The sequence below is a fragment of the Crocosphaera sp. UHCC 0190 genome (assembly GCF_034932065.1).
Lineage (GTDB): Bacteria > Cyanobacteriota > Cyanobacteriia > Cyanobacteriales > Microcystaceae > UHCC-0190.
Genome location: NZ_JAYGHP010000003.1, coordinates 260,289 through 274,450, shown reverse-complemented (window position 1 = coordinate 274,450; position 14,162 = coordinate 260,289). Strand labels below are relative to the sequence as shown.

Annotated in this window: 15 protein-coding genes; 7 read left to right on the top strand and 8 right to left on the bottom strand. The window is 38.9% G+C overall.

The genetic code is table 11. The features are described from left to right. Window positions 1-313: 313 nt before the first annotated feature. Both VB715_RS06890 and VB715_RS06885 read right to left on the bottom strand, forming a co-directional pair. A complete protein-coding gene (locus tag VB715_RS06890) occupies window positions 314-814 on the bottom strand; it encodes a GNAT family N-acetyltransferase (protein ID WP_323300453.1) in 501 nt (166 codons plus the stop codon). Then, window positions 814-1,101: a DUF1778 domain-containing protein gene (locus VB715_RS06885; RefSeq protein ID WP_323300452.1), complete on the bottom strand. Its 288-nt coding sequence runs from the start codon at window positions 1,099-1,101 to the stop codon at window positions 814-816. Before VB715_RS06885 ends, VB715_RS06890 begins: the two co-directional genes overlap by 1 nt. A gap of 93 nt (window positions 1,102-1,194) precedes the next feature. On the opposite strand from VB715_RS06885, the gene VB715_RS06880 reads away from it, so the two are divergent. From VB715_RS06880 to VB715_RS06870, 3 genes are read left to right on the top strand one after another with little or no spacing between them, the layout of a single operon-like run. Continuing rightward, on the top strand, window positions 1,195-2,226 hold the full coding sequence (locus VB715_RS06880; protein WP_323300451.1) for a thiamine phosphate synthase: 1,032 nt from the start codon (window positions 1,195-1,197) through the stop codon (window positions 2,224-2,226). Window positions 2,227-2,229: 3 nt separating this feature from the next. Then, window positions 2,230-2,448 (top strand): sulfur carrier protein ThiS, encoded by a 219-nt coding sequence (gene thiS / locus VB715_RS06875; RefSeq protein WP_323300450.1) that lies wholly within the window; start codon window positions 2,230-2,232, stop codon window positions 2,446-2,448. Between the two features lie 57 nt (window positions 2,449-2,505). Then, the gene (locus tag VB715_RS06870) at window positions 2,506-3,168 is read left to right on the top strand and encodes a class I SAM-dependent methyltransferase (RefSeq protein ID WP_323300449.1); all 663 of its coding nucleotides are present in this window, start codon (window positions 2,506-2,508) and stop codon (window positions 3,166-3,168) included. A gap of 18 nt (window positions 3,169-3,186) precedes the next feature. On the opposite strand, the gene VB715_RS06865 is transcribed toward VB715_RS06870, so the two are convergent. The 6 genes from VB715_RS06865 to ileS all read right to left on the bottom strand — a co-directional run bounded on the left by VB715_RS06865 (window position 3,187) and on the right by ileS (window position 10,175). Beyond that, the gene (locus VB715_RS06865; protein ID WP_323300448.1) at window positions 3,187-3,384 is read right to left on the bottom strand and encodes a DUF6887 family protein; all 198 of its coding nucleotides are present in this window, start codon (window positions 3,382-3,384) and stop codon (window positions 3,187-3,189) included. Window positions 3,385-3,487: 103 nt separating this feature from the next. After that, the gene (locus VB715_RS06860; RefSeq protein ID WP_323300447.1) at window positions 3,488-5,248 is read right to left on the bottom strand and encodes a vanadium-dependent haloperoxidase; all 1,761 of its coding nucleotides are present in this window, start codon (window positions 5,246-5,248) and stop codon (window positions 3,488-3,490) included. An 83-nt stretch (window positions 5,249-5,331) separates the two neighbouring features. Next, window positions 5,332-5,814 carry a protein-L-isoaspartate O-methyltransferase gene (pcm, locus tag VB715_RS06855; protein ID WP_323300578.1) on the bottom strand — a complete coding sequence of 161 codons (483 nt, stop codon included), beginning with the start codon at window positions 5,812-5,814 and terminating at the stop codon, window positions 5,332-5,334. Next, entirely contained in the window at window positions 5,799-6,026 is a 228-nt protein-coding gene (locus VB715_RS06850) for a hypothetical protein (protein WP_323300446.1), read from the bottom strand. The genes pcm and VB715_RS06850 overlap by 16 nt, the downstream gene beginning before the upstream one ends. Beyond that, complete coding sequence (locus VB715_RS06845) at window positions 6,023-7,210, bottom strand: AAA family ATPase (protein ID WP_323300445.1); 1,188 nt, start codon at window positions 7,208-7,210, stop codon at window positions 6,023-6,025. The genes VB715_RS06850 and VB715_RS06845 overlap by 4 nt, the downstream gene beginning before the upstream one ends. Before the next feature lie 85 nt (window positions 7,211-7,295). Continuing rightward, the gene (ileS, locus tag VB715_RS06840) at window positions 7,296-10,175 is read right to left on the bottom strand and encodes an isoleucine--tRNA ligase (protein ID WP_323300444.1); all 2,880 of its coding nucleotides are present in this window, start codon (window positions 10,173-10,175) and stop codon (window positions 7,296-7,298) included. A 290-nt stretch (window positions 10,176-10,465) separates the two neighbouring features. Here ileS and VB715_RS06835 point away from each other — a divergent pair, with 290 nt between their 5' ends. The 4 genes from VB715_RS06835 to VB715_RS06820 all read left to right on the top strand — a co-directional run bounded on the left by VB715_RS06835 (window position 10,466) and on the right by VB715_RS06820 (window position 14,050). After that, window positions 10,466-10,897: a hypothetical protein gene (locus VB715_RS06835; RefSeq protein ID WP_323300443.1), complete on the top strand. Its 432-nt coding sequence runs from the start codon at window positions 10,466-10,468 to the stop codon at window positions 10,895-10,897. Between the two features lie 203 nt (window positions 10,898-11,100). Then, on the top strand, window positions 11,101-11,736 hold the full coding sequence (locus VB715_RS06830; protein WP_323300442.1) for a hypothetical protein: 636 nt from the start codon (window positions 11,101-11,103) through the stop codon (window positions 11,734-11,736). Window positions 11,737-11,818: 82 nt separating this feature from the next. Continuing rightward, the gene (locus tag VB715_RS06825; protein ID WP_323300441.1) at window positions 11,819-13,546 is read left to right on the top strand and encodes a succinate dehydrogenase/fumarate reductase flavoprotein subunit; all 1,728 of its coding nucleotides are present in this window, start codon (window positions 11,819-11,821) and stop codon (window positions 13,544-13,546) included. A gap of 195 nt (window positions 13,547-13,741) precedes the next feature. After that, window positions 13,742-14,050 carry a YkvA family protein gene (locus tag VB715_RS06820; RefSeq protein WP_323300440.1) on the top strand — a complete coding sequence of 103 codons (309 nt, stop codon included), beginning with the start codon at window positions 13,742-13,744 and terminating at the stop codon, window positions 14,048-14,050. Window positions 14,051-14,162: the final 112 nt, after the last annotated feature.

Below are 14,162 nucleotides of genomic sequence, written 5' to 3'. Positions count from 1 at the left end.
GCTTTAATAGAATTTTCATAGCTAGTCAAATTCTACTCACCCTGAAATCGGAAAGTCACAGGTTTTCTAAACCTTAAACACACAACACATAATTTTTAATTACTGTCACCATCGAGGATTGAGCAGCCTAACTTATAATTGTATCGCAGTTGCTGTACAATATCTCGTATGAGGTTATAATAAGGCAAATCACGGATAAATGTCCACTTCTTCCTATTCCCCCTCTGAATCTCCTTTCCTCAATCAAGTTAGGCCTACTATTCGACTAATACTTCCCAATTAGTGCGAGAGGTATTGCTCAACTCTTTGTCTTTCATAGTTCTTCAATAGATTTCATTGGAAAGTATAGCTTAATAGGATTTTGCTTAAATTGTTGAAAGCCATACTTTTTATAGAAATTTAAGGCTTGCTCATCTAAAGCTTCAGCTATCACAGCTAGAGAGGCCACTTGTTTAGAGACATCCAGCGACTTTTTAAGAGCATCCAACAACATCAACTCCCCGAATCCCTTGCCCTTATGTTTATAATCTACAGCTAAACGACCCAACAGTGTAGCTGGCAATCGTGGGTAACGGGGCAGGCGTTTTGCAAAAGCTTCGTCTAGATCTGTAATATCAAGAGTGAATGAAGAGAGCGTGTAATATGCCAATATGTTAAAATTAGGCTCATCAAATAAAACGAACACAGTTGTAACTCGCTTTTTGAGATCTTGAGATGCCTGCTGACGTATGTAATTGTCTAAGCTATCCTTTCCACAGGAAAACCCTTTACGAATATGCTTACGAGCATTAAGCGGCTCGATCCTTACAACCATCAATCTGACATTACTTGCTTATAGCGTATAGCGGCTGATTTCAGAGAATCATTAGGCTTTGGAGGATTAAGGAGTGCATCGACAAAAGCTTCGCTATCCTCAACACTCAGCTTAAGTGTTTGGTGTTTCTGAATGACTCGACTAGCTTCTGCTTGAACACTTGCAACAACAAAATCTGTCAAAGTACGCCCTTCCAGATTTGCAGCTTTCTGAAAGAGAGCTTTAGTTTCTGGGGTGATACGAGCCTCAAGTCTGGCCATTTGTTTTGAATGATTCACATTAGCCATATCGACGAACCATATATATTATTAAAGGATTACAACTTTCATACTATACGGCAATTTGCCGTATGTCAACTCTGGAGCCGTCGTAAAATAATTATGACTCAAAAAAATCATACCAGTTTATCAATTCCCCGTATTTTAGATGCTAACCTTGATCGCGCTAGAGAAGGATTAAGAATAATAGAAGAATGGTGTCGCTTTGGTCTGGAAAATAGTAACCTCGCCGAAAAATGTAAGCAAATGCGTCAAGAAATTGCTAATTGGCATGGTTCAGATTTACGCATGGCGAGAGATACTCCTAATGATCCAGGAACAGAATTATCTCATCCACAAGAGGAAAAAAGAAGCAGTATTGATCAACTACTACAAGCTAATTTATGTCGGGTTCAAGAAGCTTTACGGGTATTAGAAGAATATGGCAAACTTTATAATCCTAACATGGGAATTACGTTTAAACAAATGCGCTATAAAGTCTATACTTTAGAAAGTGATTTATTACAATGTTACCGTTACCAAAAATTAACAAATGCTAATTTATATCTGGTAACATCTCCTTCTGAAAATATATTAAAAATTGTTGAAGCTGCTTTACAAGGAGGCTTAAAATTAGTACAATATAGAGAGAAAAATGCGAATGATATTATTCGCCTAGAAATCGCTCACAAGCTCTGTGAATTATGTCATCAATATGATGCCCTATTTATTATGAATGATCGGGTTGATATCGCTCTAGCTGTTAAAGCAGATGGAGTACATTTAGGACAACAAGACATTCCCATTGCCTTAGCTAGACAAATATTAGGGCCTAATAGAATTATCGGACGTTCCACTACAAATGAGCAAGAAATGGCCAAAGCGATCGCAGAAGGAGCAGACTATATTGGGGTTGGGCCAGTGTATGCAACCCCAACCAAAGCAGGTAAAAAACCCGCAGGATTAGACTATGTTAATTATTCAGCAAAAAAGTCTCCGGTTCCTTGGTTTGCCATTGGGGGAATTGATACAATTAATATTAATGAAGTCATGGCAGCAGGGGCGAAACAAATGGCAGTTGTTCGCGCAATTATGGAAGCAGAAGATCCCCAAAAAATCACCGAAGAATTGTTAACTAAACTCACAATAAATTAGAATATGAATACAAGAGAAACCATCAGTTTACAAGTCAATGGAAAACCAGAAACCTGTTCCCCTCAAACTATTTTGCCCCAATTTTTAGTAAATTTGGGTTTAAATCCTCGTTTAGTTGCTGTCGAATACAATGGAGAAATTTTACACAGACAATATTGGGAAAATACCGAATTAAAAACAGGCGATCGCTTAGAAATTGTCACCATTGTTGGCGGAGGGTAAATGAAGTCAGAAGTCAGAAGTCAGAATGAAAAAAATATCTAATAATAATTAAACAATATGGCGAATCAAACTCTAGGACTTGCACCCAATTTATACCAATATTTTCAGACTGTTTCTGTGAGAGAATCAGAAATACTTAAACAACTGCGACAAGAAACAGCAAAACATCCCATGGCCATGATGCAAATTGCCCCAGAGCAAGGACAATTTATGGCTTTATTAGTGCAATTAATGGGAGCAAAAAAAACCTTAGATATTGGGGTATTTACAGGCTATAGTGCCTTAGTTGTTGCCTTAGCTTTACCGCCAGATGGTCAAATAATTGCCTGTGATGTTGATGAAGAAACGACAAAAATTGCCCAACATTATTGGGAAAAAGCAGGAGTCGCCAATAAAATTGATTTACGCATAGCACCCGCATTAGAAACCTTAGATAAACTGATAGGAGAAGGACAAAGTAACACCTTTGATTTTGCCTTTATTGATGCCGATAAAAGCAATTATGATAATTATTACGAAAAAGCCTTATGGTTAGTCAGAGAAGGGGGATTAATTGCCGTTGATAATGTGTTGTGGGGGGGTAAAGTTGCTGAATCTGAGATACAAGATAATCGAACCCAAAAAATTCGTGCTTTTAATGAAAAACTGCACCAAGATCCCAGAATTAACCTTAGTTTAGTTCCTATTGCTGATGGGTTAACCTTAGCCTTAAAAAAATAAAAAAACAGGTTTTATTGATCAGCGATCGCTGTTATTTTCTACTGAATTTGGTTGTAAATGGGGTTTATAAAATTCAATCCCACAACGTTTAGCATTTTCAGCCATACGACGGATATAGACGCTTCTTGCTTCGATTTCATCCGGGGTATCTCGATGAGACACCATGAAGCGTGCTAACTCCTCACGACTCATGGCCTCGAAATTGGGTTTACTCATGATCCATTATCTCTAAAAAAATTTAATATAACATAAAAAACCCCCGTCTTTTGACGGGGGACGTATCGAAATGATACGAACTCAGCAATCGGAAAAATCAAACTTAGATGCGAATACTGCCCCCATCAAACAGAGGAATTGTCATGGAAAAGTTTTCCCCATAGGTTAACTTTTGTTCTTGGAGAATACCGATCGCAACTTGTTCCCCAAGACGGAGAGATTCAATATAATCTGTGAAGTAGTGAACCCCGGCCCAATTCCGTCCAATAGCAATATTTGCGGCGATTTTGTTTAATTCCCCTTCAACTGTTAAAGGTTTATCTAAGGTCACGGGTTCTAATTTACTACCATCGGCACTAGGTTGAAAAGCAAAATTTAAGGTAGCACCCGCATCAAAAAATGCCTTGAGAATGGTAACACAAGCACCCGCAACGGTGGCATGACCCGCACCATAAGCCGGGTGCATGGGGGAACCTTCAGGAAAAGCCATAGGCAGCAAATAAGAAGCCTTGTAACAATTATTAGCATCACTGGTGCGATCGCTAAATTTCTGGTTTTGTTTGCAGTTATGGTCAGCCACTGCCTTCAAAAGACCTTCCCCTAAACCATCTACTAGGGGTTTAATGGCTTCAATGCCTTTGGTATCATCATTAACATACCGTGTCACCCAACCGCTAACAGCTTCAGGCCGCAGACGACGATGGACATTAAACTTCTGGAAACGTACCGCTTTGAGGGCGCGGGTTGCCACTTCTGTTACTAAAGACAGGATATGAGGGCCACCAAATTGAGCAAACCCTTGTTGTTTATCCTTAAAATCAGCCCCTTGGAAGGGAATACCGGGATCAAAGGGAATTTTTAGCCCCAACATGATTAAACAAGCATTCAAATAGGCTTCATAGAGAGCATCATAATGGACGTAGGTGGCTAAATCACGGGGTGTAGCCATAAAACGATAAGGGGCGGGCGTTTCAGAATAAGTTTCTATGCCTCGTAAATCTGCCCCATTTTGGACATCCACCCAAGCTTCCCAAGTTGTCATATAATCTTTTAGAGGTTCAGCTACCCGTATTCGTTGATCGACGCGGATAGCACCATAGGCAATATAGCCATCACTGAGAGACTGTATATTTTCTAGTCCTTGATTTCCGACTAAAAGAAATTGAGATAAGTATGGCCCTACATTATCCCCAGGTGCAATACCTCGGAATACTGTTTGCTTGGTAAAGGGGCCCCGTAACCGTTTTTGCTCAGCATCGGTTAAATGAATGTAATTAGTGGCTTGATTTTTAATCCAAGGAGACTGGTTAAGTAAATCAACAACTTTTTGAACTTCAGTAGAACTATTAAAATTGGCAAAGGGAACATCTCTTAAAAGAGCCATGCCATAGATTTCAATCATTTCTGTGATTAATTCTTCACTGTCCAATTCAGGAGCAGGAGGCATAGTCAAAGATTGAGAATCAGGCCCTTGTAAATCAAAGGTAGAACCGGCCCCCGCACTTTCCCAAGCTCGAACAGGAACTTTGCACCCTTTGCTGGTTTGAGCAATGTGGGATTGCCATTTAGGAAAGGGTACTCCATCTTGGTTAGGTGGGCCTAGGGGAGTATCCCGGAAGTCACGCACATCCCCTGAATCAATACCCCGTACAAACTGTTGATAGTCCTCAGCATTAACGATCACACCTGTTTTTTCGCAATGGGGTAATCCTTTGCTATAGTTGGCCAGATGGGTGGGTTTATTCTCACTGTTGCGATAGCGAAACTCCTCCCCATTGCTAATATGAAGGGGATGGGGGCGTTCACTAGCAACTTCAGCAGCATCACGGCGAATTCTGAGGGCTTCTATTCTGCGATCGTCCATAAAATTCTCCTAAAGATTCAGGGTGCTAGGTTCATACTGACAACAAGGGGTACTTCATTAAGTGGGCATCGGGTTCCGGAAATTTACCGAGTCAGTGGCACAAATCTCACGGGGAACATTGACTGCTGAACCCATACATCAACGGTTTTTTTGAGGATTAATAGTTCTTGGGAGAAGGTACCAACGGGAATTATTATCCTCCCGTTTGTAGCGAGTTGCTCTTTCAATTGAGGGGGAATATTTGGCGGAGCAGCAGTCACTAAAATGGCATCATAAGGCGCATATTCTGCCCAACCGAGATAACCGTCATCGACTTTACTATGAATATTATGATAGCCAAGCTCTTGTAAAATATGACTCGCTATTTCGGCTAATTCGGGGATGATTTCAATAGTATAGACTTCTTGGGCTAATTCCCCTAAAATAGCTGTTTGATAGCCAGAGCCTGTGCCAATTTCTAGCACCTTATCTTGAGGCGAAATCTCAGCCGCTTCGGTCATGGCAGCCACAATATAAGGTTGAGAAATGGTCTGATATTTTAAGTCTGTTTCTACAGTTCTGCTAATATTTTCTGCAATCCCTTCATAAAAATCTTAAAGCTGTGAGATGTATTTTTTTCTAACTTGTCCACTTCTAGATATTGACCTATTTTTCTTGAACCACTTATTTGCTGATAATTACTAACCAATTTTGGAATAATTCTAGGTAACAAAATATCTAACAGTGCTTTCATAGAAGCTTCTTCCAGTAAAAAAACTAAATCATAGTCATCGTTCATGTTGGATCAATACCTCCAAAAAGTCCCTGTTTCCATAAATACCCAGGTAGATCTCCTTCTTGAAATAGATTATTTAATAATTCTTGTTCAGAAGCACGATAAACTTTTGTAATTCCTTCATGTTTTTCTAACCAAAATATATTATTCAAATCAACAGCATTAAGAAAATCAGGAGAGTGAGTGCTAACAAAAACCTGTCCTTCTGAACGGGTATAAGCTTCAAATTCTTCAGCTAATTCTTGTAATAATAAAGGATATAATTGATTTTCTGGTTCTTCGACACATAAAAGAGGATGGGGATTCGGATCATGCAATAAAACAAGGTAGGCAAACATTTTAATGGTTCCATCAGAAACATAACGAGCAATAAAAGGATCATGAAAAGATTCATCTTGAAACTTTAGAATTAAACGTCCATCGTCAGTTTCTTTTGCTTCTACTTTAGAAACTCCAGGAACTCTTTGCTTCATTTTTTCTAAAATATGCTCAAAAATATCTTTGTGATTTTCATAAATATATTGAGCAACTAAAGGTAAGTTATCTCCTGTTGTGGATAAATGTTCTGCATATCCAGCATCTTTACTACCTCTAGCAGCACTGATATGAAAATCAGATACGTGCCAATTTTCGATTAAAAGTCGAAATGCACTAGCAGCTTTAAAGCGTTGAAATTGTCCAAGTCCTTTAATCGCTAAAATATCTTTTGCGTCAAGTGTTTGTTCTTCACGAGTTAGTTGTTCCTCTGTTTTATCAAAATCTTCTTCATTTGTTATAGCATAACCTTTACCATTCTTAAAGTCTAGAAAATGAAAAGGAGATCCTTGACTACCACGTTTATAACGAAGAATTTCTCTTTTTACTATAGGTTTATTATTTTCTAAACCAATTTCTAGAACATAGGTAACTAATCTTTCTTTGTCAAGAATTTCCATCCTAAATTTAATTTCAAAATAAATTTCTTCGTCTTCATGTCCTCGTGTAATTACTTCTTTAAATCCTCCTCTAAGTTGTAAACTTTGACGAACATTATTTTTGAGAGAATCTCTTAAAAAACCAAAGATATCAAAAAGCGTACTTTTCCCTGTACCATTTGCACCAACAAATACACAAAATCTTGGAATATTACTAATAGTAATATTTTGAAAAGCCTTATAATTTTTAATAGTCAAGGAAGTGATTTGCATGATTATTGATTGATTTAAAACACAAAACTATTTTATTCTTTTCATATTAAGGGAAAGGTGCGCTATTAACGCACCTTAATAGTCCCTAAAATTCACCCACTAAAGCATCATTACACCGTTCACAAATTGTCGGATCATCTTTAAATTCTCCGACTTTTGTAGAATAGTTCCAACAGCGATCGCACTTCTCTCCTTCTGCTTTTATTACCCCCACAGAAACTAAGTCAGACTCGCTTTGATAGTCTGCCTTTTTAAGGTTTTCTAAACTATCCACTAATTCCACTTGAGAAGCTAAGACAAAATAGCGTAATTCATCCACTTTATTCCCCGTTAAACTATCATCAGGGTTGAATGCTTCGAGTTGTTTTCTCAAGTCTTTATCTGAGACATAAAGTAACACTTTTGCATCCAAAGATGACCCGATCGCTTTCTCATTTCTGGCCTGTTCAAGAACCTTATTGACTTCTGCTCTAATTTGCCGTAATTTTGCCCAGGAAGCCCCTAAGTCTGGGTTTTCCCACTGTTTTGATGTTTTGACCCATCCTGCCTCAAAAACTGATTTATAAGGGGTTTCGTAGGGTAAGAATTGCCAAATATCTTCGGCCATGTGACATAATACAGGAGCAATTGCTTTAGCTAAACTTTCTACAGCGACTGCTAATACTGTTTGACAACTGCGACGACGGATAGACTCAGGATGAGAAATATAGAGTCTATCTTTGGCAATATCTAGATAGAAATTAGATAAATCTACCACACAGAAATTTTGGACAGTTTGGAAGAAACGGAAGAATTGATAAGTTTCAAACGCATCTGTTACCTCTGTGAAAACTTCGGTGATGCGATGTAACATATATTGATCTAATTCCGGCAATTCCTCATAAGCAACTGTATGCTTTTTCGGATCAAAATCATGTAAGTTGCCTAATAAAAATCGCGCTGTATTGCGAATTTTGCGGTAAACATCTGATAATTGCTTCAAGATGGTTTGTCCAACGGGAACATCTGAAGAATAATCTACCGATGACACCCATAATCGTAACACATCTGCCCCATAAGGCGGTTCTTGTTTCTGATTTTTACCCCCATTAATAATGATTTGAGGATCAACGATATTTCCTTCTGATTTACTCATCTTTCGTCCTTTTTCATCTAAGACGAAACCATGAGTCAATACTGTCTTATATGGGGCAATATCATTAACCGCGACACTGGTTAACAAACTAGACTGAAACCATCCCCGATGTTGATCAGTTCCTTCTAAATACATATCAACAGGATATTTTAATTCCGGTCGTTGTTTTGCTACTGCGGCCCAAGAAGAACCAGAATCAAACCACACATCCATTGTATCTGTTCCCTTGCGGTATTTATGAGCATCTTTCTGGTATTTCTTAGGTAGTAATTCCTCTACAGACATCTCCCACCAAGCATCAGAACCTTTTTTTGCAATGATTTTTTTTACATTATTTATAGTTTCTGCGGTTAGTAAAGGTTCGTTTGTTTCTTCATTATAAAAAACAGGAATAGGCACACCCCAACTACGCTGACGAGAGATACACCAATCTGAGCGATCGCTGACCATAGGAGTAATACGATTTTCTCCTTGAGAGGGAATCCAATTGACTGTTTTAATCGCTTTTAATGCTGCATCTCGGAACCCTTCTACTGAGGCAAACCATTGTTCTGTTGCACGAAAAATAGTCGGTTTTTTGGTTCGCCAATCATAAGGATATTTATGTTGATAGGGTTCTTCTTTTAATAATGCTCCCTTTTCTTTCAGTTCATTGATAATGACTTCATTGGCATCTTTGAGAACATTTAACCCTGCAAATTGTCCCGCTTCTTCCGTAAAGTTTCCTTTCGCATCAACGGGAGACAAAATTGGCAAACCATAGCGTTGACCGACGATATAATCTTCTTGTCCATGACCAGGAGCCGTATGCACTAAACCTGTCCCTGATTCTGTGGTAACATAATCGCCACCGATGAGAATTTCACTCTCTCTATCAAACAAAGGATGACGATAAATTGTATGTTCTAAATCCTTTCCTGGGAGAGTTGCTTTAACCTTTAAAGATGTTTCAAAAGTAGCTGATAACTTCTCCACTAAATCGGCTGCTACAATTAAATATTGATAGTTGCAAAGCTTAGAAGTCTGTTCTACTACAGCATAAGTGAGATCAGGATTAAGGGCAACTGCTAAATTTCCAGGCAATGTCCAGGGGGTAGTTGTCCAAATAGCAACCCCTAAATTAGATAAGAAAGGTTTTAAAGTTTTTTCTGCTTCTTTGGAGGATTTAATAATAGGAAAAGCAGCAAAAACACTACGGGAAGTATGACCTTCAGGATATTCTAATTCTGCCTCAGCTAAGGCAGTTTGAGAACTAGGACTCCAATGAACAGGTTTAAGACCTCGATAAATATACCCTTTGAGGGCCATTTCTCCAAATACCCCAATTTGGGCCGCTTCGTATTCAGGAGTGAGGGTTAAATAGGGGTTTTCCCAGTCTCCCCAAACTCCGAACCGTTTGAAACCCTCACACTGTTCTTGTTGAGTTTTAAGAGCAAAATCTCGCGCTTTGCGACGTAATTTGATGGGGGTTAAACCCTCCCTTTCTTGAGACTTCATACTTTGCAAAACTTTGAGTTCAATGGGGAGTCCGTGACAGTCCCAACCAGGTACATAACGGACTTTGTGACCTTGCAATAATTTGTATTTATTGATAATGTCTTTGAGGGTTTTATTCAATGCGTGACCCATGTGGAGTGACCCGTTAGCATAAGGAGGTCCATCATGCAGAATAAACAAGTCCCCAGGATTTTCTTGGGATAATTTCTCATAAATCTGATTTTCTGCCCAAAATTGCTGTAATTCTGGTTCTCGATTCACGGCATTGGCCCGCATACTAAAATTAGTTTGGGGTAGGTTAACGGTGTCCTTGTAGCTTTTGGATTCTGTCACTGTGGTAATAGGAATTTCTGTGTAGGTTTACTCTCTCTCATGATATTACAAGGACAAGGTTTCTTATTTTATAAAATCCTAAGTTGTTCAAAATAACATCCTGCGTCTGTAAGTAGTTTTTTTAACTAAGGAGTAAAAGAAGAAGGAATTTTTAAGATACTATTTCAATAATTTATAGATATTATTTAAGTAAGAGGTATCAAGTGACTCAAAAAATATCTGCGGGGTATGCAGATGGAACACCAGTATATAAACACCAAAAACCCAAAAGATAAGGAACCAGAATTATTATGAGTATTAGAGAAAAATGGGCAGTTACTCTCTGTTATAAACAAACAGAAAAATTAGAAGATAGGATTGCTGTAATCATCCAATATTTAGATAAAATATATCCTAATGATCAATGGAATATATTAGATATTGATGCCACCGGAAAGATGGGAAATCAATTAACTCAGTGTATTAACAATGAAGAAACACTGCTTTTGTCTTCTGCTGAATTGTTGCAGATTTTAACGGAAGAAGGTCAAGTCATCGATTTAGAAATTAGTTTAATTAACCAAGGACAAGAAATTATTAAAATTTTCGTAGAAGATGGAGTCTCTATTGATGTTTTGGGTGTCGCAATATTATTACCAACAGAAATTTTTGGTGAATATAAAATAGTTGATTCTCATCAATTTTTGTGGCAAGAAACAAGCAGAGATCCCATCTATAATTAGGGCTAAACTATCAAAAATAGAATAAAAAAACATACCATACAAAAGACAAAAACCGTAAAATTATAATGTTTTCTTCATGAAAATCTGAATTTAACGAGAAATACTGATTTTGGGCTGGAGCTTGAAAAAAAGTGTATATTATTGTAAAGTTTATGAGAAGCAGGTTAATTTAAAAACTTAATATAGGCATTCATTCACTTTCAATGAATTTATTAAATCGAACACAGCCCATTCTTCAATCGAAGCAAAGGGAAATCTATTGCCAGGAATTTCAAGGATTCCTCAGCCTTTATTTAAAAATAGCTGGAAAAACAATATATTCTGGCATTTATAGTTGTCTTGACCAAGTTTTCGTGATTTGGGGACTAATTTCCGCCGCAATTTTCATTACAGCCCAATTTTCCCCCATTAGCTGGACAACCCAAGCCATCATCTGGTCAATCTTAACCCTAGCGGGAACCCTGGCCATGGTCATTCTCACCTATTTCTGGGTGCAAGTTAAACAAATTCAATGGATACTCTACACCTGGGTAATCATCATGGTTGGTGGCGTAATTCTCACCGACTGCGGTATTTTTTTAGGGTGGGTTCATATTTTAGCCAATCTTTCTCACCTTTGGTTAGGGTTATGTGGGTTAGGATATCTGATCACAGGATGGGGTGTAAACTCCCGCGCCTTGTTGTTAACAGGATTATTGCATTTTCTTGGCATCGCTATCTTACCCTACGTGATCGGTTGGCAATTTTTAGCCACAGGCCTCATCATGTTAGCCAGTCTCCTCCTGTTAGCAGAAACGCGGTGGGATATTGATCTTCCCCTTTCAGGAGCTAACTCCTAATGAAATCTTTAACTTTGCTTCGGGGGTATTTGCTCGTGAATAAGTTAGAGTCAGAAATATAAATGCTCTAGCCTGATGGAAGATGTTACAACACGATGTGGTCATTATTGGTGGTGGTTTAGCAGGATGTCGCGCCGCCTTAGAAATTAAACGCCTCACCCCGACTGTCGATGTTGCTGTCGTGGCCAAAACCCATCCCATTCGTTCCCACTCCGTCGCGGCCCAGGGGGGTATTGCTGCCAGCTTAAAAAATGTTGATCCCAAAGATAGCTGGGAGGCCCACGCCTTTGATACGGTTAAAGGATCAGACTATCTGGCAGATCAAGATGCCGTCGCTCTCCTCACCCAAGAAGCCCCTGATGTTATTATTGATTTAGAACACATGGGGGTTTTATTCTCCCGTTTAGAAGATGGGAAAATTGCTCAACGGGCTTTTGGAGGCCATACCCATAACCGGACTTGTTACGCTGCTGACAAAACAGGCCATGCTATCCTTCATGAATTAGTTAATAACCTACGCCGCAATGGGGTAACAATTTATGATGAATGGTATGTGATGCAATTGATCCTCGAAGATGGGGAAGCTAAAGGCATTCTCATGTATCGCATTGAAGATGGCAAGCTTGAGATTGTTCGCAGTAAGGTGGTAATGTTTGCCACAGGAGGCTATGGACGGGTTTTTAATACCACCTCTAATGATTATGCTTCCACTGGGGACGGGTTAGCTATGTCTGCGATCGCAGGGGTTCCTTTAGAAGACATGGAATTTGTGCAGTTTCACCCTACTGGATTATATCCCGTCGGTGTCTTAATTTCTGAAGCTGTTAGGGGAGAAGGAGCCTATCTTATTAATAGCGAAGGCCGGCGATTTATGGAAGATTATGCCCCCTCCCGCATGGAATTAGCCCCTCGTGACATCACCTCTCGCGCCATTACCCTCGAAATACGGGCCGGCCGGGGTGTTCATCTTGATGGTAGCCCAGGAGGGCCCTTTGTGTACCTAGATTTGCGTCACATGGGCGAAGAAAAAATCATGAGTCGGGTTCCTTTTTGTTGGGAAGAAGCCCATCGTTTGGTCGGGGTTGATGCGGTTTATGAACCCATGCCCGTCCGTCCTACTGCCCATTATTGCATGGGAGGCATTCCGGTGAATACCCAAGGTCGGGTTAGATTGAGTGGCGATCGCTTGACGGAAGGGTTTTTTGCGGCCGGAGAATGTGCTTGTGTGTCGGTACATGGGGCCAACCGTTTAGGCAGTAATTCCTTATTAGAATGTGTTGTTTATGGCAGAATTACGGGGCGAAATATTGCTAGTTATGTGCAAGATCGTAAGTTTTCTGATTTTGATGCTCAAGCTTATTTAGATGGGGCAAAACAACGCATTGAAAGTCTTTTAAATAAAAAAGGAACGATTCGGTTGGGGGCATTAAGACAACAATTTCAAGACTCTATGGCCGAACATTGTGGGGTGTTTCGGACGGAAGCATTAATGAAAGAAGGACTCGAAAAAATCCAAGAGTTTAAAGCACAATATGAGCAAGCTTATCTTGATGATCAAGGAAGTTGTTGGAATACAGAATTAATCGAAGCGATGGAATTACAGAGTATTATGGTAGTAGGAGAAATGATTTTAACCTCTGCCTTAAACCGCCAAGAAAGTCGCGGGGCCCATTCACGGGAAGATTATACAAAACGGGATGATCCCAATTTCTTAAAACATACTTTAGCCTATTATTCTGCTGCTGGTATTGATGTTCAATATATGCCTGTAGTTATCAATATGTTTGAACCGAAAGAACGGAAATATTAGATGATTTAATTTAGGGGTCAACAATTGTTGATCCCTAAACCATCCCCTTAAAATTCTTTAAAAAAACTTAAGTTTTAGAATAAGTTGTCTCTAAGCTTACCGAATAAACCCGAATCATTTGGGCGGAAATCTCCCCTTGTTGATCAGAGTCAATTTCGGTCAAACTGTTATTAGTTAAACTTTTAAGGAATCAGCATGAATTCAATTATTCAAGCGTTTTACAATTGGTATAGAGAAAAAATCAAGCATCCCAAGTATCGCTGGTTTGTGATTATTGGAACAGTTCTTTATTTGGTAAGTCCCATTGATATTGCCCCAGATTTTATCCCAATTATTGGCTGGATTGACGATGGGTTGCTGATTTCTTTATTAGTGGCTGAATTATCTAGTTTGATTTTAGAAAATCGTCCCAAAAAGAATACTCAGGGAAACAGCGAAGGGAATATACAGCAAAAAGATATTTTATCTCAGGGAAACACCATTGATGTTGAACCGATTCGTTAACAAGAAACTAGCCTAAAGTCTCGGTTTTTCTGATTTAAGAACTAGCTGAATTATTCGTCAGCTAGTTTTTGGTTTAAAGCTTTACAAATAAAGGGTTTACCTTAATTCTTTG

Excerpts from the sequence above, each read along its gene's own strand:
- VB715_RS06890 (WP_323300453.1), bottom strand. The coding sequence starts at position 814 with ATGGTTGTAAGGATCGAGCCGCTTAATGCTCGTAAGCATATTCGTAAA.
- VB715_RS06885 (WP_323300452.1), bottom strand. The coding sequence starts at position 1,101 with ATGGCTAATGTGAATCATTCAAAACAAATGGCCAGACTTGAGGCTCGT.
- VB715_RS06880 (WP_323300451.1), top strand. The coding sequence starts at position 1,195 with ATGACTCAAAAAAATCATACCAGTTTATCAATTCCCCGTATTTTAGAT.
- thiS (WP_323300450.1), top strand. The coding sequence starts at position 2,230 with ATGAATACAAGAGAAACCATCAGTTTACAAGTCAATGGAAAACCAGAA.
- VB715_RS06870 (WP_323300449.1), top strand. The coding sequence starts at position 2,506 with ATGGCGAATCAAACTCTAGGACTTGCACCCAATTTATACCAATATTTT.
- VB715_RS06865 (WP_323300448.1), bottom strand. The coding sequence starts at position 3,384 with ATGAGTAAACCCAATTTCGAGGCCATGAGTCGTGAGGAGTTAGCACGC.
- VB715_RS06860 (WP_323300447.1), bottom strand. The coding sequence starts at position 5,248 with ATGGACGATCGCAGAATAGAAGCCCTCAGAATTCGCCGTGATGCTGCT.
- VB715_RS06850 (WP_323300446.1), bottom strand. The coding sequence starts at position 6,026 with ATGAACGATGACTATGATTTAGTTTTTTTACTGGAAGAAGCTTCTATG.
- VB715_RS06845 (WP_323300445.1), bottom strand. The coding sequence starts at position 7,210 with ATGCAAATCACTTCCTTGACTATTAAAAATTATAAGGCTTTTCAAAAT.
- VB715_RS06835 (WP_323300443.1), top strand. The coding sequence starts at position 10,466 with ATGAGTATTAGAGAAAAATGGGCAGTTACTCTCTGTTATAAACAAACA.
- VB715_RS06830 (WP_323300442.1), top strand. The coding sequence starts at position 11,101 with ATGAATTTATTAAATCGAACACAGCCCATTCTTCAATCGAAGCAAAGG.
- VB715_RS06825 (WP_323300441.1), top strand. The coding sequence starts at position 11,819 with ATGTTACAACACGATGTGGTCATTATTGGTGGTGGTTTAGCAGGATGT.
- VB715_RS06820 (WP_323300440.1), top strand. The coding sequence starts at position 13,742 with ATGAATTCAATTATTCAAGCGTTTTACAATTGGTATAGAGAAAAAATC.